This is a genomic window from Desulfovibrio sp. 7SRBS1, from assembly GCF_049723905.1.
Classification (GTDB): domain Bacteria; phylum Desulfobacterota; class Desulfovibrionia; order Desulfovibrionales; family Desulfovibrionaceae.
In genome coordinates, this window is record NZ_JBJKFD010000001.1 from 2,367,896 (window position 1) to 2,389,131 (window position 21,236).

Sequence of the window (21,236 nt, forward strand, 5' to 3'; positions counted from 1 at the left end):
TGAACACAGAAGCCGTGTTGGCACAAAAAAGGCCCGCTGCAACCATTGCAGCGGGCCAGGGGGGAATCCTTAACGCGGCCGGAGATGAGCCACAGATGTTCTCTTACAGGGTAGGCAGGTAACGGGAGATTTCCCACTCGGAAACGTGTGTGCGGAATTCGTCCCATTCAGCCTTTTTGGCCTTCACGTACGCAGCGTGCAGGTGTTCGCCCAGAGCTTCCTTCATCAGTTCGGAATTCTCAAAGGCCACCGTGGCTTCGTACAGGCTGCCGGGCAGGGATTCAATGCCCTTGCCGGCCATTTCGTACTCGGTCATGGAGAAGATGTTCTCTTCGACCGGGGTGCTGACTTCGTAACCTTCCTCGATACCCTTGAGGCCGGCAGCGAGCATGGCGGCGAAAGCCAGGTAGGGGTTAGCGGTCGGGTCCGGGCAACGCAGTTCCATACGAGTGGCAACTTCCTTGCCGGGCTTGTACATGGGCACGCGGATCAGAGCGGAACGGTTACGGTTGGCCCAGGCAACGTAAACAGGAGCTTCGTAGCCGGGAACCAGACGCTTGTAGGAGTTGACCGTCGGGTTGGTGATGACGGTGAATTCCTTGATGTGCTTCAGCAGACCGGCGATGTAGCTTTTGCACTCGCCGGACAGGCAGTATTCTGCATTGGCGTCGAAGAAGGCGTTGGAGCCGTTCTTGAACAGGGACTGGTGCACGTGCATGCCGGAGCCGTTTTCGCCGAACAGGGGCTTGGGCATGAAGGTGGCGTAGCAGCCGTGCTTGCGGGCGACTTCCTTGACCACAACCTTGTAGGTTACGGCAGCGTCGGCCATGCGCAGAGCTTCCTGGTAGCGCAGGTCGATTTCATGCTGGGAAGGAGCAACTTCGTGGTGGCTGTATTCCACCTGGATGCCCATCTTTTCCAGGTTGAAAATGATTTCGCGACGGATGTCGTTGCCCAGGTCCAGAGGCGGAGCGTCGAAGTAGCCGCCGAAGTCCAGGATTTTGGGCTCGTTGGGACTGGCGAAGGTGAAGAACTCCAGTTCCGGTCCCACGTACATGGTGTAGCCCTTGCTGGCAGCCTTTTCCAGGTTGCGGCGCAGGACGTAGCGGGGATCGCCTTCAAAGGGGGTGCCGTCGGGGTTCTTGATGTCGCAGAACATACGGGCGACCGGACGTTCTGTAGGACGCCAGGACACCATCTGAAAAGTTTCCGGGTCGGGGAAAGCGACCATGTCGGACTCGTCGATGCGGGTAAAGCCGAGAATGGAGGAACCATCAAAACCCATTCCCTCTTCAAACGCGGCCTCAAGTTCCTTGGGGGTAATCTGAAAGCTCTTCAGGGTACCTACAATGTCAATGAACCAGAACTGAACAAAGCTGATATTGTAGTCTTTGACCGCACGGAGTACGTCATCGGCATTTTTGCATTTGAAAACGGGAAGTTCCATAACTCCTCCTTGGAGTGTGTACTATTTTGTCAAAGCCGTTCCTTAACCTTCTCGTCTTTAAAGCAAGGAACAGGCCAAAACAAAAATGTCTTTTTTTTCAGGTTATTAAATTCAGACCAATAACCACCGCTGCTTGAAGTTTACGAAAAATGAAAAAATATGCAACATCAAAAATGCATTTTTTACGTTTTTGTAACCTTTGTGTTATTTTTAGTTGTGCCTTTTTTTTCAATACTCCGCAACACCCCGCAAAAATCAATTTGCATGGCGCACACCCGGAACCATCAAAAAGACAGGCGAACATCGGGAGTTTACCAACCAGTGGAAAACAGGCAGAGAAAAGACACGTACTGCAACAAAGTGTTCGGCACGGCCCACTCCGGGCTTTTTGGCGGGCAGGTGTCCGTCGGCCTGGGCAGACAATTCGGGATCCTATTGTTCTGGAACTCCCGGCATGGTACGAAGAGTTGACCTTATGTTCCGGCAGTGTCAATTTCTTTAGGCGCATGCGGGAGAGCCGCGCACAAGGCTTTTTGACAAAATACGCGCAAAATTCCCATCCACACGCCCGGCCTTTTTGCTGAGCGGATTGCAACACGCTGCGCAACTGGAGAAAAGTATTGGCCCCTCATACCATCAAACCCGGTACTGCAATCAAACAGGACGTTGTCAGCGCTGACGGCAACACCCTTATTGCGCGGGCAGGAACCACACTTACCGAAAAACATGCAGAGCTTGTCGCCCGGGGCAAGGCCGTGCTGGTCTCCCCCGCATCCCGGCTGGACCAGGCGACGAAAGACAAGATCAAACGGCGGCTCAAGCTCATCTTTTCGGCACAGGACATGACCGACCCCATGGTGCGGGAGTTGTTCAAGCTGACGTACAATTTTTTGGGATCGCGGCTGGCAACCAGGGCCGGACTCCCCGACTCCCTCACCAAGAAACCCCGCGCCCGGGACGGGCAGACGGATTTTCCACCGGCTGCGGTCTCCCCCAAGGCGTTGATAGACAGGCTGGGCGAGATGGCCAGCTTCCCGGATATATATTTCAATCTCAGCCAGACCCTGCAGCGGCCCAATGTTTCCGCCGCGGACATCGCCAAGGTTGTCAGCTCGGACATGGTCCTTTCGGCGCGGCTGCTCAAGGTGGTCAACAGCCCTTTTTACGGGTTCCGGGCCAAGATAGACACGGTACACCGGGCTATTGCCCTGACCGGAATGAACGAACTGCTGACCATGGCCCTCGGCATGACCGCAGTGAACTATTTTCAGGATATCCCGCCCGGATTCATCACCTTGGAGTCGTTCTGGCGCCATTCCATCGGTTGCGGGCTTCTGGCCCGCTCCCTGGCCGAGAACATGGAGGGAATGAACCCCGAGCGTTTGTTCACGGCAGGACTGCTGCACGACCTGGGGCGGCTGGTCATGTCCAAGGAGCTGCCCCAGCTGACGGCCACTTCCATGGGGCTGGCCCTGGAAAAACGCATCCCCCTGGTGGACGCCGAACAGATGATCCTCGGCTTTGACCACGCCCAGATAGGCGGGGAACTGCTGCGCCAATGGTCCTTCCCGGATATTCTTGTATCGCTGGTGGAAAACCACCACTCCCCCATGCACAGCGTAAGCCCCGGAGAGGCCTGTTTGATCCGATTGGCGGATATGGTGAGCAATGTCCTCAATGCCTCACGCGGAGCGCCCTACGTACTGGCAAAGCTGGACCCGGAAGTTTCTGCGGAATTGAAACTCCCTCCGGGCGAACTGTCCCGGGCCATAGACGAACACGACGAACAGATCGCCGACCTGTTGCGGGTGTTCACCTAATACTTAATGTAATGAACGGCAGAACCACGGCGTAAGCCAGGTTGTAAAGCCGGTTGAGTCCCCGACCTGCTGCATGTATAATGATACGAACGTGACGGGCGCGGCACGAGAAACCGCAAATGCAGGACATGGTTTCCGCCCTTTTCACAAAAAATCTTGACCAAAGTAAATTTTTTCATATTATTTTGTTGACAGGTTAAAACTGGGGGTATAAAGAAAATCCTCCCTTTGAGCAGGAGGGCCGTTAACTCAGTTGGTAGAGTATCTGCCTTTTAAGCAGAGAGTCGCTGGTTCGAGCCCAGCACGGCCCACCACCTAAAAGCTCAAACACAACGGTCACGCATCTGTCCCCATCGTCTAGTGGCCCAGGACTCCGGCCTCTCACGCCGGCAACAGGGGTTCAAATCCCCTTGGGGACGCCAAAGGATATCAAGGACTTACGAGAAATCGTAAGTCCTTTTTTTGTGTCGGACACAAATCCCGGACACAAAACTTTTTTTCCTGAACAATTCCAGCATATTGTGGACGCCTTTTTTACCCCCTGTTTCCGGTCTGTTTTTAAGCACATGCCGCAGTGCTTTGAAATTCCTAATATTTTAGGATGTCTCTTAGACATCGGCCTGAAAACCCAAAAGCCGCCGTTCAAGTTAAAGTTGCCCAGCGTGCACAAACTATGGGCTAAACTTAGCTGGCACGACACAAGGGGGGCAGGTCAAGGGGGAGTACGTCAAATCATATTAAAATAAAAGATATTAACCAAGTTCGCACACAGCCACATAAAAACGGCATAATGGAAATTATTTACTAATACTGAACGGACAGGAACACGATAGCGACTGCAAAGCACAAGCCCTACTCCTGATAGCGGGCTGCTGCCTGTCGAGATTGCCCAGCAGGTGAGAAATAGAAAAGCAATTTGGGAGTGGTCAGGATTCAGAGGCAGTAGTAAAGGACTGATCACTGAAATTCCTACCAGAGGATGCAAGCCGATGAGTCCCAAAACGATAAGCAGTGCCGAAATTATTGCAAATAGCGAATTGGTAAATGTACTACCTTCGAAATTGAATATTTGCGGGTAAACCTGAATAATTGAGGTGATACCGCTAGAAAACAAACCCGCCGTCAAAAATAGAACAAACTGGCTGACGGTAGAAGTAATCCGGTTGTTAATAAAATCGTGAAGAAGAGGTAGCCTAGGCCTGTTACGCATAAGTATTATGGCTGCAGGTGGAGCCACAAGACAAATCAACATAATCATACCCAGATCAGGAAAGAAGTAATGTCCTACAAAGACACCCACAGCGAGAAGGAAAGGTACCGTCATGCTTTCCGCCCGCACGGGATAACCGGAAAATTCAAGCTTACGAACAACCCCGACCTCAATAATTGAGTAACAAAGCGCCACAAAGCAGAGAAACATTCCAGGAATGACTGTCCGGCGATAAAGCATATCCGGCGCATAGGTCAGCGCAACCCCGGCTGCAAGGAAAAATGGAGACCACCATGCTGCCGCGCAGAAAGAACGTCCAAGAATAATGGATTGAGCTTTAGTTAAAGTGCCTTTACGGGCCAACCTGTCTCCGAATACAAGTAAAATAGAAAGATTAATGACTGCGCCAAGTAAATTGGTTCCGAACGAAGTTATCGCTATAGCCCATTTCCCTTTAGGTAAATCATCAGCTTGAGTGTTTGGATTTGTCAGCCCTAAAAAAGAAACTGCAATAAACATCGGCAGTAATTGTAAGTTCTGGGTAATTATTCTTTTCCAGCCAAGAAAAACGCCTTGCTGATAAGAAAATAATAGCGCTGCAATTCCGGCTGCAAACAAAAAAGTAGCTTGCCTGCGAGGTCCTACATGCAGCTTGTTCCATTCAATAATAACGACCAGCCAAGCCAATATAGCAACAGAGACAATGAGAGCAGGGCAAAGGCTGCTGAAGATAAATAGAAGTAAGGTGGCAAGGATCATCCACCCTGTGTAGCGTTGCAAATAATTAGCCATGGATATTTTGTGTACAAATTTTCTTCTGGATTAAACACCAAAGCTGGCCCGGAAAGTTATTTTCCGGGCCAGAGTGTTATTGCTCACAGCATTAACAAGCTGTAAGCAGGAGATGACTTATTTTATCAGGTTATTAAGAACGGACTGCCCCCATTCCATGCCTACGTCATTAAGGATCTCAGGCCAAACCGTTTTTTGAACTTTATCAGCTGTTCTAGCGATATCAGCATCAGAAAATTCTACTAAAGTTGCACCGTAGTCCACAAGCTTCTGCTCGTTAGCTTTCTGGTCTGCTTCAGCAGTTTTCCAGCGACGGTTTTCGAATTCAGCTGCAGTTTTGTCGAGGGCCTGCCTATTTTTATCAGACAGCTTATCGTAAATATCCTTGTTTATGATAAGGTACCAGACTTCAAAATGGGTGTTAGCAGGGATGTAGTATTTGGTCACATCTCTGAAGGAAGAGTAGTATCCTTCAGCACCGGAACCGATAACACCGTCAACAACACCGGTCTGAACTGCGGTGAAAGCATCAGAGAAAGGAATCGGAGTACCGAGGTAGCCAATGTTATCAGCCATCATCTGGAAGGTTTTCATTGGGGGAACTCTCAGTTTGATACCTTTAGCTGCATCAGGGTCACCAGGATTAATAGGTTTGGTGTTCAATGAGATACCGCCAAAGTATACAGGCCATACTGCCAGCAGATGGATTCCCTGCTTTTTATAAAGATCGGCAACCGTTTCACGCAGGGGGGCACCGGCGATGAAGTTCTTACGAGCCTGGTCCCAGTTTTTGAACATGTAGGGGAAGTAAGGAAGTTGAAATCTTTTATCAGCAGAAGAGGAAGGAGTCTGACAAGCCATCTCAATGGCACCGAGGCTTACCCTTTCCTGAACAACTGTGTAGTCGCCAAGAGCTGAGGCGGGATAAATCTTAGTCTTGATTTTACCTCCGGATTCTTCCTTCAAAGCTTTTGAAAACCAGCGAAGGTCATTGTCAATGGCAGTCCCCTGAGGACGGACATGAGAGATTTTCCAAGTTCTTGCTTGCGCAGTACCAGCAAGAATCACCATACAGACCAGAATAGCCATCACCACGTAAACTCCGCGCATTTTCATGTGCATACTCCTTAGTAACAAATTATTCGGTTCTAATTTTGTGAAGAATATATCTGCAAAAGACCTATCAGCATCAAGCCATAATATTGAATGATTTCAACGAATATCCCTTCAAGCCCTCTATTCCGTTCCCTTATTCTTAATAGCCAAACAATCCCGGGAAAAACAGGGAGAGGCTTGGCCATAGAGAAGTTAAGAAGACCACGGGTACATATCCGAAGAGGATGAGAATCATGGCCGGTTTGATGACTTCGGAAAACTCAGCTTTCCCGATTCGCATACTTAAATAAAGAATACTTGCATAAGGAGGAGTTACCCCGCCCATAGCAGTGTTAACACCCATGATTGCGGCAAACTGCACCGGAGAAATTCCGATGGCTTGCATCAGGGGGAGAAGCAGAGGCGCAAGCAAAATAATCGAGGTGATGTCGTTGACGATCATGCCAACAAAGAAGAGAAGGAAATTGATCAGGATCAGCAGAACCACCTTGTTCTGGGTGATTGTGAATACACCTTCTACCAAAGCCTGAGGAACATCTTCCATAACGAATATCTGGCTCAACATCAGGCTGAATACAATCATAACCATGATGGCGCCTACTGCAGTGGCGGAAGATTTAGCAGACGAAATGAAGGTTTTAAAAGTCAATCCCTTGTAGACCATAAGGCCTACCGGAATTGCGTAAATAACAGCGACAGCTGCAGCTTCGGTTGGAGTCATGATCCCGCCGTAAATACCACCGAGGATGATTAGTGGCATGATCAGCGCAGGAAGAGCGCGCGAAGTCATGGAGACGGCTTCCTGAGCAGTCTCTTTTACAGGACGAGGGGGATCGAGAATCAGAGGGAATTTACGGGCCATCACCAAGTTAACCACGCAGAAAAGGAGAGTAATGAGAATCCCCGGTCCCATGGTTGCGAGAAAACAGGCCAGAATGGAGGTATCTGTTACCCAACCGTAAATGATCATAGTTACACTTGGCGGAATAAGCAGCCCAAGGATTGATGAGTTTGCAACAAGTGCTGTTGCGTACCCGCGAGGGTAACCTTTGGAGGTCATTTCCGGGATAAGGATTGGGCCGGTTGCTGCTACGCCTGTAAGTCCACTGCCGGAGATAGCACCGATTAATGCACAACTGGCACTTGCGACTACACCCAAACCACCGCGGAGACGTCCGACAAATACGTTAACAAACCTCAGTAGACTTTCAGCGATTCCACTTTCACTCATTAACGTGCCTGCAAAGACAAAGAGCGGAATACACAGTAAAACCGGGTTAGCAAGCTGGCTGTAGCCCCAGACCATGGTGCCGTTCATTGTGGCATCGCCCACAAAAACCATAACCATGAGAGCACCGCCAAAACAGAATGGAAGTGGCACGCCGAAGCTGAGCGTCAGCACCAGTACACCCATGGCGATAAAAGAAACGGTAACAATATCCATGCTATACTCCTACCTTCGAGGCAACTGCCTGCTGATCCGCAAGTAACGTGAGACGGCGGATATTTCTAATAAGGTGCCAGAGTACAAACATCGTCATCAGCATCATGCCGATGAAAAATGCACATTCGGCCCAGAATGTCGGGATATAAAGAGTCGGGCTTTCTTTCCAAATTCTCAAAGCATAGAGAAAATAGTCCCATGCCCACCATGTTAACCAAGATGAAACGACCAAGGACATTATGTCTGCCACGACTCTCACACGCAGTTTACCGAGGTCGGTTTTCATAAAAATGTCCAAAACATTAGCCTTGATCTGGGTATCTTCCCGACAGGCGTTTACGCTACCGAAGAAATATAACCACAGTGTGGGGTATACTAAAAGTTCATCCAATCCCATCACCGGCAACTCGAAGATGTAACGCATTACCACTTGGTAGAACTCAAGAGCGGCAACAGTACTCATGAGAGCTGCTAATGCGTATTTAAAAAATTTCTCCATGAAGATCCTCCGAAATGGAATAATTTACTACTTAAGCGCCGCTACAATAGAAACCTCCACTAAAATATCGGGCCGGGCCATCCGTGCTTCAACACAGGCTCTTGCGGGGGCATGTCCCTCGGAAACCCAGTTATCCCAGACTTCGTTCATTCCTGCGAAGTCTTTCATATCGCGAACATAAACTGTGGCAGAGAGAATATGTTCCCTGCTGCTGCCTGCCTTTTTCAAAAGTGCATCCACCTTGGCAAGCATGCTTTCTGTCTGAGGGCCGATAGATTCATCTGTGTTATCAGCTACCTGCCCGCTAAGGTAAACGGTATCATTGTGAATCACGATCCTGCTCATACGCTGTGCTGTTTCCATCCTTGTAATACCCATCTTAACTCCTTATAATTTAAATTTTATTTATATCTGGATAATAAAGACCCTTCCTAATTATTTTTTGTCCAGTAGCCAGTTTCCACCATCCGTACCCTCATCGCCCAAATCCATAGAGGCAACTTCGGCCAAAGGAATTGGTTTCAAAGGGGGACGCACAGTCAAAAGACCTGTCCGGTCCGGTTCAATGGAAAGATAATCCCCAACGATTTCAGCCAGAGCCGGTCCGCACATCCGCCCCTGACAAGGTCCCATGCCGCAACGGGTGATACTTTTCACCTCGTTTAAATCACGAACTCCTTCATCCAGAACTTTACGGACGTCTCCGATGGTGACATTCTCGCACCTACAGAGCACTGTATTATTGTCAAATTCAAAATGTGAAGGATTTGGTGCATAAACAGCATCAATGAAAGGTCGGGGGAAGTTATCCTGTCTCAAGGCTTTACGGACAGGCTCGGCGAGGGCGTCTCTTTCTGACTTAGGAATCATGCCCAGGCAACATGCAATTTCCAAGGCAGCCAAGGTTCCTTTGTGGCGGGCAGCAACTGCACCGTGGACCCGGCTGCCGTCCCCGGCTGCAAATATTTTTTCAAAATTGGTACGGCCCCAGCTGTCACAGTAGGGGTACCAATACCTGAGCTTTTTATCCCAGACCATCTGGCAACCAGCCTGCCTGAAAATATGAGTGTTGGGGATAACACCAAAATGAAGCAGCAACAGGTCAGCGTCAAATGCCAAATCTTTTCCCTTTACCGTAGCTTCCACTCCACTCAGTGCATCGGTTCCCAAAGCACGAATCTTGCGGACACCCCGGTAGTGGGGAATGCCATGCTTCTGGAGCTCCAGAAGCATGGCTGTTCCTTTGTACAGCAACTTCCAACCCATAAGGGCTTTGGGGAGTTTGGTTGCGGAATCTACAGGCGGAATAAAGTCTGTTGTTTCAAGAATGGCAGCTATTTCCACCCCTTTCTTCAAAAGCATTGAAGCTTCGAGAAGTAAAAGAGGACCACTACCTGCCAAAACAACCTTCCCGGCAGGGGTAAGCCCGGCTTCTTTAGCCAGATTGTTTGCTGCACCGGCACCCATTACTCCCGGAAGAGTCCAATCATCGATAGGGACAGGACGCTCCATAGCACCTGTAGCAGCGATAATATAATTGGCGGATATCCTGCTGGACTCTCCGTCTTTTGAATAACAGACGCGACCATCAGCCTCTACCTGCCAAACCGAAGCCCCGCCTTCATAATTAACGCCGGCTTCCCTGAATTCATTTACCAGATCAAGGCCCACACTGTAGTCGGGGCCGAAAAGATTCAAACGAGCATCTCCGGCTCCTTCTACGTTCCGGTAAATCTGGCCACCGAGACGCTGCTGTTCATCCAGAGCTACGACATTCAGTCCCATCTTGGTCAGCTGGGTAGCAGCGCTCAGACCAGCTGGTCCGGTACCGATAACTATTGCATCATAGTGGCGGCTCATGCGTCTTCTCCTTTAGAATTTAGATGGCGGTTGATGACCATACCTTCTTTGGGATCTGTCATGCATGCTTGGCGCTCCACACCGTTGATCTCCATCAAACATTCATAGCAAACGCCCATCAGACAATGGGGGGAACGGGGCTTATGGGCCGAGGGAGAGATTCGGGAAATTATTTCGCCGATACTTAAAAGCCCTGCGGCAATACTGACACCCTTGGGAAGTTCAACTGTCTTTCCGTCCAATAGTACGGAGACAGTTTCAGTTGGAGTCTGGTCCAGTTTGAATTCAGTAGTGGAAGTTGTGGAATCTTTAAGCATGGAACCGTCCATTTGAAAATTCTGATACTTGGTTATCGGTTGTCTCTCCTAGAATCCAAGGTGCTATAACCTCAGTATGCAAGGGAGCTAAAGAAACACCGGAATGCAAAGCAAGGACGCTGATATTTTCATGTCCCGGAATCTTGCTGTATATAGGACCGCCATCCGGTGTCATAACGCGGATAGCTCCCCAGCCCCTAACCCAATTTAAATTTGCCAGCTCCGGAAAAATGCGCACCGCGTTGGCGGCTTGCGATTTCATGGCCTCAGCAGTAACCCCGGAATCTAGAGCGGTGTTCTCAGTAGACAAGCCGAGCAAATACGTACCGTCCTGAGTCTGGCGTACGGCGAGTAGAGGAATATCGAGTTTGCGTTCGCAGCGGGCTGAGACCATAAGCTGGCCCCGCTGTGGATAGATATTGAGCTTTTCACCAAGAGCAGCCGTCAGTCTGGAAGAACCGTGTCCGGCGGCAATTACGAGCTTCCGGCATTCATATGTTTCGGTGGTTGTTTTAACGAGGACAGTTCCATTAGACTGTGGGATGATCTCTCTTGCTCCGTCTGCTCCATGATAAACTCCACCCAGCTTTTGAAAGCAACTCCTCACCGCTCCAAGGAGCCTCAGGGGATTCACATGTCCCTGTTCTTTGGTATACATGCCTCCGGCAACGTCTTCACCCAGAGTCATTTTAGGCATCAATTCAGCGAACTGCTGCCTGTCCAGAACTTCCACCGGGTAATCGATACCTTTGCTGCTGCATCCTTCCCGGATGGTTTCCACAGATCGTGCAAAACCATCCAATTCCTCCTGCCCAAAGGCATGTACCGCGCCTCCGGTCCAGTCTAATTCAATATTGTATCCGCTCGCATCTTCAAGGATCTCTGCATATTCAGGCCATGCCACGGCTGCCTTCCGACACCACAAGGAATAACCGGGATAACCAGCCCCTTTGCACATGAACCAAGTCAACCCAAAGTTACCACGTGATAACCGCTGACTCTTAAGCTGTTCGTCCAAAATCACCACTTTGCCGGCTCCCTTACGCATGAGCCCCAGAGCTGTTGAAGATCCGGTGATGCCACCGCCGATGACCAAAACATCCGCTGTCTGCACTAGCACTCTCCTTTCCAAATTTCCGGCAGTTGATATATTTTTTAGCACTCAACCGACTAAGGGCAGTGTCATTTTTTCAGTAGTGCTGAGCAAAGTGAATGCCAGAGCTGCGAGATATGCACCTCTCTTTTTTTATAGATTGGCTAAGATCCTGAGATGGTTTGCTATTTTATGAGTCAAAATTTAACTATTAGAATCTGTAGTTTCGACGTAGCAATAATTATCACCTGCTACTTTCGTCTCGTTTTGAGACGCTTTCAACCATCAAACTCAAAAGAAACACCTACGTTCGGCGCCTTGCACAAAACTGTCTCAAACTGAGACGCGTCTCAATTTGAGACAGTTTCAACTTTGTTACATTTTTCACAGATATAGCTCAAAAATACTTAAAACTACAACAGATTGAAGACTGCATTGTTTCTGTATATACTCTTGATAACCTGCAATTCCAAAAACATTTCGGGCTTGCAGCTTTAAGTCTGTACGGAAATTTATGGAGAATCCGGAACATGTCTAAAAAAGAGACACCCTTGTTTGTAAATGAAGGGCAAATGATTAGCCCGGAAGCCATGAAGCAGGAGATTGCCCTCTCGCACCAACGATCCCGGGAGTACGGAATTGACCCTATCCGGAGAAATAAAAAACAAAAGATGCTTTCTCCGGCGGAGCTATCTGAAAGGCGGCGTAAGAATAAGAAGCTGCTGGACATTCTCTGCCCTCAGTTTGAGGAATTTTATAAACTTCTGTACCCTAATGATTTTATCATCGCCGCAGTTGATTCGGATGGATACATGCTTCATATTCGAGGGAAAGAGGAGTTGATTGAAGACTCTGCCGAAAAAAACTGTGTACCTGGGTACCGATGGACAGAAGAGGACGTCGGAACCACGGCCATATCCCTGACCCACAAACTCCAAATTCCCATTCAGCTTGTTGACGACGACCATTTCTGCCGTCAGGCCCACGGCCAAACCAGTTCCACAGCTCCGGTATTTGGTAAGGATAAAAAACTTATCGGCATTATTGCTGTCTTCGGTTCATCGGAACAGGCACATGCACATACGCTATATATGGTTACCACGGCAGCCCGGGCGGCAGAGCAGCAGCTCAGGGTGTTACGCAGAAACAGGGAATTGGCAGCGAACCTTAACTTTTTAGACCAGACCATTTCTTTTTTTCGCATCGGATTGATCATTATCAACAGCGAAAAATATATTTGGCGCGTTAACCGTGAAGGGGCAAATATTCTTAAAAGAGATGATCTGGAGAACAACCCCCTATCTGTACTTCAAGGGCTAAATGTTGATCTGGACCACGTAGAAGAATCCCCGGAAGCATGGATAGACAAAGAAGTTCGCATCAAAGTCCAAAACAATCACATCCGCCTGATTCTTACGGTCCAGTTGGTAAAATCTGAAGAAGGAGAGCGGCTGGGAGCCGTAATCACTTTTAACGAGGTCAGAGATGTTTATAAATTAGCGCAGAATATTGCAGGGACTCGGGCCCATTTTACTTTCGAAAGTATAGTTGGAGTCTCCCCCGCTTTTCTGGAAACTGTAAAGTTGGCCAAGGGTGCAGCTTCTTCAGATAGTACAGTGCTCCTTCAAGGCGAGACCGGAACAGGGAAAGAACTCTTCTCCCAAGCCATTCACAACCAGAGCTGCAGGCGGCATAACCCCTTTATTCCCATCAACTGTGGTGCCATCCCTTCTAATCTTCTGGAAAGTGAACTATTCGGATATGTGGACGGTACTTTCACCGGCGCAGCAAAAGGGGGAAAACCAGGTAAGTTTGAACTGGCTAACAACGGCACCATTCTTCTAGATGAAATTGGCGATATGCCTCATCGGATGCAAGTGAAGTTGCTTCGCGTCCTTGAAACGGGGGAAGTTTACCGCATCGGGGCGGACAAACCCATTAAAATTAACACAAGAATTATTGCCGCCACCCATGTGAATCTACCAGCAGCTATTCAGGCTGGTCGATTCAGGGAAGATTTATACTATCGACTGCATGTGTTCCACATCCAGATTCCCCCTCTTAAAAAAAGAGGTCGGGATGACATCTTGCTTTTAGCTTCCCTCTTCCTGAAAGAAGGGGCTGCTGTGCCACCAGCCCTCAGTCTTGATGCTCAAAATTTACTCATCAGCTATCATTGGCCCGGAAATGTCAGAGAATTAGAAAATTGCATACAAAGGGCTCTCCACTTCTGTGAAGGGGAAACCATAGAAGTCCAGCACTTAGGAATGCCTGAGGTTGTAACGGGAAAAACGTACCGATCCAGCGGTTCTTTAGATGAAGTGATACGTAAAACCATTAAAGAGGCACTGAAAAAGACAAATAACAGCCGGGTGCTTACGGCCAAACTCCTCGGGATATCCCGAGCGACCTTGTACCGGAAGATGGACAAGTACGGGATCTAATCACTAACAAGATCGGCAGTGGACTTTTTTTGATTTTGCGGACACGATTTTATCCCACCGAACACCCCCTCTGGTCTGTCCCAATCAGGCGGCATAATCCATAAAAATGTCCACCTTAGTTTCGCCGCCAACTGGTCCAAACAACCGGGACCACTTCTTCGCGATGGATACGATGCTTCCGTCTGATTTATGATTTTCAAACGCGGCCTCAATTAACCCTCCGTTGGGCAATGATTCGCCATTCTTTTTCAATTCCTCATTTAAGCTCAATAGGCGACCAAGAATTTGAGCCCGAAGCATTTGAGGCGATAAATCTATAGCCCTCCACAAAGGGTCGTGCCTCATATCTAGAATCTGCGTTAATACACCTTCCTGAGTAGCAAGTTTTTCTAGATCGCTGATGAATCTTTCTACATCAGCAGGCCCAGGCCCCAATATGTCGCTAATGATGCTCGCATGGGCAACCGCAGCCATATGGCGCCAATAGGGAGGTGTTTCCCACATGGATTGCTCAACGCTTATTATGCCGAGGCATATTCGCACTAGAGATGGAGTAACTTCCCCCACCCAGGTATTAGCCTTTTCGCCTAGAATTCTATTGAGAGTCTCTTCCACCAGTTCATAGAATCCAGTTTCAGGTAAATGTGTAGCAGCTATTTCCACAACTCCGAGTAAAGCGAACGGTGACTGCATATTGCAACACTTTTGTAGGGCTGCAAGTAGCTCATCAGGTGGGATGTCCTTGGTTAAATTTACCAAGGATATTTGAGGGGCTATGGTTAGGCGTAAAGCAAGCTGAAGCCCTTTGGACAAGGATTTGTCCATTACTTGTTTAAGGTGAGGAATAAGAGAGCCCTCAAGCCAATCATTCACTCCGATAGCTTCGTGAATAGGACCGAGTAAACACTCATAGTACTTCTTCGATAGGGGGAATAGGTCTGCGTAGCTGAGACTCGAATTTGTTCTTAGTTTAGTCTCAATCTTGACCATAAACTGGCCAGGTGTTTGCTCAATATCTTCTAGATAGTGTCGTCAAATTAAAAAAATCATGCTATCCTCCTTTAAGCCGAACACGGAGGATCGAATGCTAGCACACAGACGACACGACATTAGCGACAGAATTTGGGACGCTCTGAAGCCACATCTTCCAGGACGAAAAGGCTCTGTTGGTCGCCCCGCAACAGACAACAGATTATTCATCAACGCGGTCTTTTGGATACTCCGCACAGGCGCACCCTGGCGCGATCTCCCACCGGATTACGGTCACTGGAAAAACACACAACGCAGATTTTGCCGATGGCGGGATCGTGGCGTGTGGGAAGGCCTGCTGGAGGAGTTGATGGGGGAGCCGGACTTTGAATGGCTGATGATTGATGCAAGCCATTGTAAGGTTCATCCACATGCGGCTGGGGCGGTTGGAGGCAACCAAGCAATGAGCCGCACAAAAGGGGGCTCAACACCAAGATACACTTGGCCGTGGATGCGCTTGGTTTGCCGGTCCGAGTTTCTATTACAGAAGGTACCAAAGCTGATTGCGCAGAGGCCTGTTGCCTGATTGATGGATTTGAAGCTGACTATCTTTTGGCAGACAAAGGGTATGATACGGATGAAATCATCAACAAGGTCGAAAACATGGAAGCAACTCCGGTCATTCCGCCCAAAAAAAAAGCGGAAGAAACAACGCGATTATGACAAATACTTGTATAAACTACGGCATATTGTCGAAAACGCATTTTTGCATCTCAAGAGATGGCGAGGTATTGCCACGCGATACGCCAAAAGGGCCTCGTCCTTCCTTGCGGCGATTCAGATTCGGTGCATAGTATTGTGGCTACAATAATTTGACGACACTATCTAATACGTATGTGATTCGGTTAGCCAAACTTTGTTACAAATTGTATTTAACTATTTGATATAGGTGGAAAATATTGTTAACATAGTCTTAAGTGTAGTTATGTAATAAATTTCTATAAATGGGGGGGGAGGGCATGCGTAGTTTATCATCTAAATTCCTTATTCCGACTTTGGTTTTGATCATTGTATGTCTGTTCACGATGTCTTCGTTGGTCTATCGTAAATCGGTTAATTCGTCCTCAGCAGCAGCAGAATCGCTGAACGATGCTAAGCTTGCTAATACCGTATCATTAATTGATATTTGGCTTGATGGTCTTGAACAAAAGCTTGCCGCAATTTCAAAACTTAAGGAAATTGTCGATTCTGCAAGTAACGGTATTTCAGATAAAGAAGCGCAACGAGAAGCTGTTTCTGTGCTTAAAGACATGGTCGGAGAACAAAATATCGTTCCACGTATGAATCTTATGGATATAAATGGTATTGTTACAGCTTCTTCACAAACAAAATCAATCGGTAATAATTATTCAGATCGTGCTTATTTTAAAGCTGCTGCTGCGGGAAGTCCGTATTTATCAAATGTTATTATAGGTAGAACGTCAGGAGCTCCTGTTCTAATGGCTTCTCATCCAGTAAAAAAAGATGGTAAAGTTGTAGGAGTTGTTTCTTTAGTAATTGAAATTAGTGCTTTTGCAAAGAAATTTATTGATAACATAACTATTGGCAAGACAGGGTATATTTATATAGCAAGTGATGATGGATTAGTTATAGTTCATCAAGACAAAAAATTGATTGCAAAGCTCAATCTGGTTAATGAATTTGAGTGGGGAAGAGAGCTTGTAAGCAAAGGCGATGGCGTTGTTGAGTACGATTATAACGGAAAAAGTTGTTTAACATATTTTACTAAATCAGAAAAAACAGGATGGATTATTTGTTCTACAGCTCCTGTTTCCGAATTTTTTAGCGAGTCGCGTTCGATAGGCATATTTATCATATCGTCGGCAATAGTTATTATGTTTGTTATCGGGTTGGGGGTATTTTTCATTCTTAAAATGAATGTGATTGTTCCGGTAAAAGGCATTGTGGATGTTGCTTCAAAAATTTCTGAAGGAGACTTAGAAACGAATCTGCAAGTTGATCGTAACGATGAAATTGGTCTGCTCCAGACAAGTCTATTGAAGATGGTTGAGCGGCTTCGTGAAATGATTGCAAGTGCAGAAGAAAAGACTGAGCTTGCTCGGGAAGAGTCGCAAAAAGCCCAAATTGCCACTCAGGAAGCTGAAGAAGCCCGCAAACAGGCAGAACGGGCTAAGGCTGAAGGAATGTTAGCGGCAGCTAATCATCTTGAAGGTATTGTTGAACAAATTACTTCTGCGTCAGAAGAGCTTTCTTCCCAGATAGAGGAATCTGCTCGAGGCTCTCAAATTCAGCGTGAACGCACTTCTGAATCCGCTACTGCAATGGAAGAAATGAATGCTTCAGTGCTTGAAGTTGCCCAAAATGCATCGCAGGCTGCGGAAAGTGCAATGGATGCTAAAGATCAAGCTGAAGATGGAGGAAAGATTGTCGGTGACGTTGTCGCCTCAATTGATTCAGTAAACGAAGCTTCCGTCAAAATGGTGGAAGGGTTGAACGGACTTGGAGATCAGGCAGAGGATATTTCCAAGGTTGTCACTGTAATTACCGACATTGCAGACCAAACGAACCTGCTTGCACTCAACGCAGCTATTGAAGCTGCACGGGCCGGAGAAGCAGGACGAGGCTTTGCAGTTGTTGCTGATGAAGTTCGTAAGTTGGCTGAAAAAACAATGAAGGCTACTCAAGAAGTAGAGCAGTCGGTTCGAGGTATTCAGTCCGTCACCCGCACGAATATTGAAGAAATGGACAATGCGGCCAAGCTGATTTCTCAAAGTAAGGAATATGCGGGTAGAGCTGGTGAAAGTCTTCAGATAATTGTTGAAAATGTTGAATCAACCGCTGATCAGGTTCGAGCTATTGCTACAGCAAGTGAAGAACAATCTGCTGCAAGTGAGCAGATCAATCGTAGTTCTGATGAAGTAAACCGTATTGCGATGGAAACATCCGAGGCTATGCAGCAATCAATGTCTGCTGTCTCCGATCTTGCTCGATTGACGGGGGACCTTCAAAAACTTATTGATGAGCTTAAAGATGTTTAACTGATTGCATCCAAAGTAAATCAGTACCTTACGAAGTGTCTTGGTCATGGGGATCACATCGAACTCGGTGTTGCCGAATTCACGTTTGCTGGTACCGATGGTGATCGCGCACTGCGAAAAATCCAGGTGACCGACCTTAGCCCGATAGATTTCCCTACGTCGGGCAGCGGTGTGCAGGGCATACTGTGGGTTGCACACAGCTACCCGGTGGAGCAGATTGGGACAAAGTATTCCCTTTCCGCCCTACTCGATTTCGCTTCATTATTTTAGCCTGAATAAGGCCGTGCAGACGCGTCCAAAGCGCTGCCAAGGCCCGATGACTTTGGGTTAGCAATTCGGGAGAAAGTTTCCTCACCCTCCTGCGCCCCCTTTGGCAACCATGAACCTTTGTTGTTTGTTCTCCGGTACCCTCCCGGCCAAAGTTTCTCCTACAATTTCACTGGTACTTTTTGGCAGTTCTCCTGCCGAGCGACACAAAATCTTATTCAAATTCTCACGAGCATCGATCGGTAATTCAGAATAACTTGTAGCGTTGCCGAGGGCCTTTTCTTCCGCGGGCCTCAGCTCAACCATATTTTTGAGAATCGCCACGATCTTCCGCGCATACAGAATACAATCCTGTGTGGACTCACATCGGTCCCGCACCTCGGACAAAACAACCCCGCAACCTGTCCAGCAAGCCCGGATAATGCCGTTCGCCTAGTTCTTCATATCCCTTCGAGAAGCAAGCTCAGGGACATCCACGTTCGCACAGACAGCAACCGAATAATCAGGAGCGATTTTCTTATGCCTTGCAATCTTTGCAGAAATGATACGATTTCAGCTAAATCACTCATTCTGATGCGCCCCAAATGGAAGCATCGCCCCAACACAATATGCATATAGACAAACTGAACAACTTGCTTTTGCAGTTCTACTCATTTAAGTTCTTGGAGGGGGGGAATGGATTCCCGCATGCAGAAACAATGCATTCCTGAAGTTCGGGATGCATTCAACTCTGTTTTATCCGGCTCGTATCAAAACTTTTCAGAATTATTCCATAGATTTGCGTTATTAATCTGTAAAGCACTAACCAGCCGGACAATTAGCACACCTGCCCTTCCTCCCTGCACTGCAAATTTTGCGTCCACATACAACATAAAGTAGTAAAGCGGCAGCCGTCCCTGCCAGCTTTTGGGATTTTATTAAGACATGGACAACAAAGGAACCGCCCTTGTTACCGGTGCCAGCAAGGGCATTGGCGAAGCTGTCGCCTTGCGTCTTGCACAAGACGGCTTCGATATCTGGCTAAACTATCGCAGCGACCATGAAAATGCGCAGAAAATAGGTGCTGAAGTCGAAAAAATGGGCAGGACCTGCACTTTGCTGCCCTTTGACGTTGCCGATTGCCAGTCCTGCGAGGAGGCCCTTGCTCCTCTGCTGGAAAATGAGGTCCCTTTTGCGGTGATCAACAATGCCGGTTTTGCCCGTGACAATCTGCTGGTCTGGATGAAAGAAGAGGATTGGACCAATGTGCTCTCGGTCCATCTGAACGGATTCTTCAACGTTACCCACACACTCCTGCCCCGCATGATCCGCAAACGCAAAGGACGCATAGTCAACATAGCCTCCACATCGGGTCAGACCGGAGTTGCTGGCCAGGTAAACTATTCGGCAGCCAAATCAGGCCTCATAGGGGCCACCCGCTCCCTTGCCGTGGAAGTCGCCAAACGCAATATTCTGGTGAATGCCGTGGCTCCCGGCTTCATAGATACGGAAATGATCCAGGAATTGCCCATGGAGGAAATTGTGAAGCAAATCCCCATGGGGCGCGCCGGCTCTCCACGCGAAGTCGCCGACGTTGTATCCTTCCTGTGTTCCCCCGGCGCGTCCTACATCACCGGGCAGGTACTGTCGGTCAACGGCGGCATCTACACCTAATCCGATTTTCATTTTTAAGGCATTCTCAATGAACAAAGTCGCCATTACCGGAATTGGTATCATCTCCACCCTTGGCAACGATACCGAAACCGTTTCCAAGGCTATGTACCATGGGCAATCCGGCATCAAGGTCGATCCGGAACGCATACAAATGGGCTTTGCCTCTCCTCTGACGGGAGCCATCCAGGGGTTTGCGGCCAAGAAATGGCTTACACGCAAGCAGCTTAAGACCATGCCGGATTTTGCGGCCTGGACCTACGCCGCGGCTATGGAAGCCATCGGCATATCCGGACTCGATCCTGAAGAGCTGCAAAACGACCGAAGCGGTTTGATTTTCGGCTGCGACTCCAGTTGCATTGCTGCCTTGGAACAAGTCGAGCTTCTCAAGGAACGCGGTGAAACCGGATTGATAGGCAGCGGCCTTGTATTCCGCTCCATGACATCCTGCATAACCATGAACCTGACCACCCTGCTCGGCACCAAAGGAGCCTGCTGGACGTTAAGCTCCGCCTGTGCCAGTGGCGGTCACGCCGTTGGTCAGGCCGCCGATCTGATAGCCCTCGGACGTCAGGACCGCGTGCTTTGCGGCGGTGCCCAGGAAATCAACTGGCAGTCCATATGCAGTTTCGACGGTTTGGGGGCCTTTTCCACACGCACGGACTGTCCGGAAGCATCCAGCCGTCCCTTTGACGCCAACCGGGACGGACTTGTTCCCAGCGGAGGAGCTGCGGCCATCCTGCTGGAAAACTGGGACATGGCCGTTGCACGCGGCGCTCGAATTCTGGGAGAATTGGCCGGATACGGTTTTTCTTCGGACGGTGAAACCCTCTCCGTGCCAAGCCGCTCCGGCCTGGGCAGGTCCATGAACAATGCACTGCTGGCTGCACAACTCCAGCCAGCAGACATAGACAGCATCTGTGCCCATGCCACATCCACCCCTGCCGGGGACTGCGTGGAAGCCGAAAACATTGCGGATGTCTTTGGCGAGAACTGTCCGGCCGTCTTTTCCACCAAATCCATGACAGGCCACGAACTGTGGATGTCCGGAGCTTCGCAGGTAGTCTACAGCACGCTCATGGCGCGCGACGGATTTATTGCCCCAAACATTAATTTCGAAACCCCGGACGAATCTTCGGCCAAACTAAACATCGTAACCGAAACGATAGAACGCGCCCCACGCAACGTACTGTGCAATGCAGCCGGGTTCGGCGGCACCAACTCCTCCCTCATTCTGAAGTTCTAGGCG

Annotated in this window: 17 protein-coding genes, 2 tRNA genes and 1 pseudogene; 9 read left to right on the top strand and 11 right to left on the bottom strand. The window is 48.6% G+C overall.

Annotated features, from left to right (window positions below; genetic code table 11):
* Nucleotides 1-103: 103 nt before the first annotated feature.
* Nucleotides 104-1,447 (bottom strand): glutamine synthetase family protein, encoded by a 1,344-nt coding sequence (locus ACI0FJ_RS10760; RefSeq protein ID WP_424302998.1) that lies wholly within the window; start codon nucleotides 1,445-1,447, stop codon nucleotides 104-106.
* A 620-nt stretch (nucleotides 1,448-2,067) separates the two neighbouring features.
* Here ACI0FJ_RS10760 and ACI0FJ_RS10765 point away from each other — a divergent pair.
* The 3 genes from ACI0FJ_RS10765 (at nucleotide 2,068) to ACI0FJ_RS10775 (ending at nucleotide 3,689) form a co-directional block, all read left to right on the top strand.
* Complete coding sequence (locus ACI0FJ_RS10765; protein WP_424303001.1) at nucleotides 2,068-3,267, top strand: HDOD domain-containing protein; 1,200 nt, start codon at nucleotides 2,068-2,070, stop codon at nucleotides 3,265-3,267.
* Between the two features lie 238 nt (nucleotides 3,268-3,505).
* A tRNA-Lys gene (locus ACI0FJ_RS10770) sits at nucleotides 3,506-3,581 on the top strand.
* 32 nt (nucleotides 3,582-3,613) lie between these two features.
* Nucleotides 3,614-3,689, top strand: a tRNA-Glu gene (locus tag ACI0FJ_RS10775).
* A gap of 305 nt (nucleotides 3,690-3,994) precedes the next feature.
* Here the strand turns inward: ACI0FJ_RS10775 and ACI0FJ_RS10780 are convergent.
* The 8 genes from ACI0FJ_RS10780 to ACI0FJ_RS10815 all read right to left on the bottom strand — a co-directional run bounded on the left by ACI0FJ_RS10780 (nucleotide 3,995) and on the right by ACI0FJ_RS10815 (nucleotide 11,619).
* Nucleotides 3,995-5,269 (bottom strand): hypothetical protein, encoded by a 1,275-nt coding sequence (locus ACI0FJ_RS10780; RefSeq protein ID WP_424303003.1) that lies wholly within the window; start codon nucleotides 5,267-5,269, stop codon nucleotides 3,995-3,997.
* A 117-nt stretch (nucleotides 5,270-5,386) separates the two neighbouring features.
* Nucleotides 5,387-6,385 carry a TRAP transporter substrate-binding protein DctP gene (gene dctP / locus ACI0FJ_RS10785; RefSeq protein ID WP_424303006.1) on the bottom strand — a complete coding sequence of 333 codons (999 nt, stop codon included), beginning with the start codon at nucleotides 6,383-6,385 and terminating at the stop codon, nucleotides 5,387-5,389.
* A 139-nt stretch (nucleotides 6,386-6,524) separates the two neighbouring features.
* Entirely contained in the window at nucleotides 6,525-7,829 is a 1,305-nt protein-coding gene (locus ACI0FJ_RS10790) for a TRAP transporter large permease (protein ID WP_424303009.1), read from the bottom strand.
* A 1-nt stretch (nucleotide 7,830) separates the two neighbouring features.
* Nucleotides 7,831-8,328, bottom strand: coding sequence for a TRAP transporter small permease (locus ACI0FJ_RS10795; protein WP_424303012.1), 498 nt, complete (start codon nucleotides 8,326-8,328; stop codon nucleotides 7,831-7,833).
* Nucleotides 8,329-8,355: 27 nt separating this feature from the next.
* Nucleotides 8,356-8,706, bottom strand: coding sequence for a RidA family protein (locus ACI0FJ_RS10800; protein ID WP_424303015.1), 351 nt, complete (start codon nucleotides 8,704-8,706; stop codon nucleotides 8,356-8,358).
* Nucleotides 8,707-8,763: 57 nt separating this feature from the next.
* The gene (locus tag ACI0FJ_RS10805) at nucleotides 8,764-10,188 is read right to left on the bottom strand and encodes an FAD-dependent oxidoreductase (protein ID WP_424303018.1); all 1,425 of its coding nucleotides are present in this window, start codon (nucleotides 10,186-10,188) and stop codon (nucleotides 8,764-8,766) included.
* Entirely contained in the window at nucleotides 10,185-10,505 is a 321-nt protein-coding gene (locus ACI0FJ_RS10810; protein ID WP_424303021.1) for a (2Fe-2S)-binding protein, read from the bottom strand. Before ACI0FJ_RS10810 ends, ACI0FJ_RS10805 begins: the two co-directional genes overlap by 4 nt.
* The gene (locus tag ACI0FJ_RS10815) at nucleotides 10,498-11,619 is read right to left on the bottom strand and encodes an NAD(P)/FAD-dependent oxidoreductase (RefSeq protein ID WP_424303024.1); all 1,122 of its coding nucleotides are present in this window, start codon (nucleotides 11,617-11,619) and stop codon (nucleotides 10,498-10,500) included. Before ACI0FJ_RS10815 ends, ACI0FJ_RS10810 begins: the two co-directional genes overlap by 8 nt.
* 509 nt (nucleotides 11,620-12,128) lie before the next feature.
* Between ACI0FJ_RS10815 and ACI0FJ_RS10820 the strand changes: the two genes are divergently transcribed.
* Nucleotides 12,129-14,042 (top strand): sigma-54-dependent Fis family transcriptional regulator, encoded by a 1,914-nt coding sequence (locus ACI0FJ_RS10820; protein ID WP_424303027.1) that lies wholly within the window; start codon nucleotides 12,129-12,131, stop codon nucleotides 14,040-14,042.
* An 84-nt stretch (nucleotides 14,043-14,126) separates the two neighbouring features.
* Here the strand turns inward: ACI0FJ_RS10820 and ACI0FJ_RS10825 are convergent, their stop codons facing one another.
* Nucleotides 14,127-14,915 carry a hypothetical protein gene (locus tag ACI0FJ_RS10825; protein WP_424303030.1) on the bottom strand — a complete coding sequence of 263 codons (789 nt, stop codon included), beginning with the start codon at nucleotides 14,913-14,915 and terminating at the stop codon, nucleotides 14,127-14,129.
* A gap of 211 nt (nucleotides 14,916-15,126) precedes the next feature.
* On the opposite strand from ACI0FJ_RS10825, the gene ACI0FJ_RS10830 reads away from it, so the two are divergent.
* From ACI0FJ_RS10830 to ACI0FJ_RS10840, 3 genes and pseudogenes are all read left to right on the top strand, one after another.
* Nucleotides 15,127-15,597, top strand: a complete 471-nt coding sequence (locus tag ACI0FJ_RS10830) for an IS5 family transposase (RefSeq protein ID WP_424303033.1) — start codon at nucleotides 15,127-15,129, stop codon at nucleotides 15,595-15,597.
* A pseudogene (locus ACI0FJ_RS10835) lies at nucleotides 15,507-15,882 on the top strand (IS5 family transposase). Before ACI0FJ_RS10830 ends, ACI0FJ_RS10835 begins: the two are co-directional and overlap by 91 nt.
* 148 nt (nucleotides 15,883-16,030) lie before the next feature.
* Nucleotides 16,031-18,070, top strand: coding sequence for a methyl-accepting chemotaxis protein (locus ACI0FJ_RS10840; RefSeq protein WP_424303036.1), 2,040 nt, complete (start codon nucleotides 16,031-16,033; stop codon nucleotides 18,068-18,070).
* Between the two features lie 351 nt (nucleotides 18,071-18,421).
* Here ACI0FJ_RS10840 and ACI0FJ_RS10845 read toward each other — a convergent pair whose 3' ends face one another.
* Nucleotides 18,422-18,661, bottom strand: coding sequence for a hypothetical protein (locus ACI0FJ_RS10845; RefSeq protein WP_424303039.1), 240 nt, complete (start codon nucleotides 18,659-18,661; stop codon nucleotides 18,422-18,424).
* 600 nt (nucleotides 18,662-19,261) lie between these two features.
* On the opposite strand from ACI0FJ_RS10845, the gene fabG reads away from it, so the two are divergent.
* Complete coding sequence (gene fabG / locus ACI0FJ_RS10850; RefSeq protein ID WP_424303042.1) at nucleotides 19,262-19,990, top strand: 3-oxoacyl-ACP reductase FabG; 729 nt, start codon at nucleotides 19,262-19,264, stop codon at nucleotides 19,988-19,990.
* A gap of 28 nt (nucleotides 19,991-20,018) precedes the next feature.
* Nucleotides 20,019-21,233, top strand: a complete 1,215-nt coding sequence (locus ACI0FJ_RS10855; protein WP_424303045.1) for a beta-ketoacyl-[acyl-carrier-protein] synthase family protein — start codon at nucleotides 20,019-20,021, stop codon at nucleotides 21,231-21,233.
* The last annotated feature ends 3 nt before the right edge of the window (nucleotides 21,234-21,236 follow it).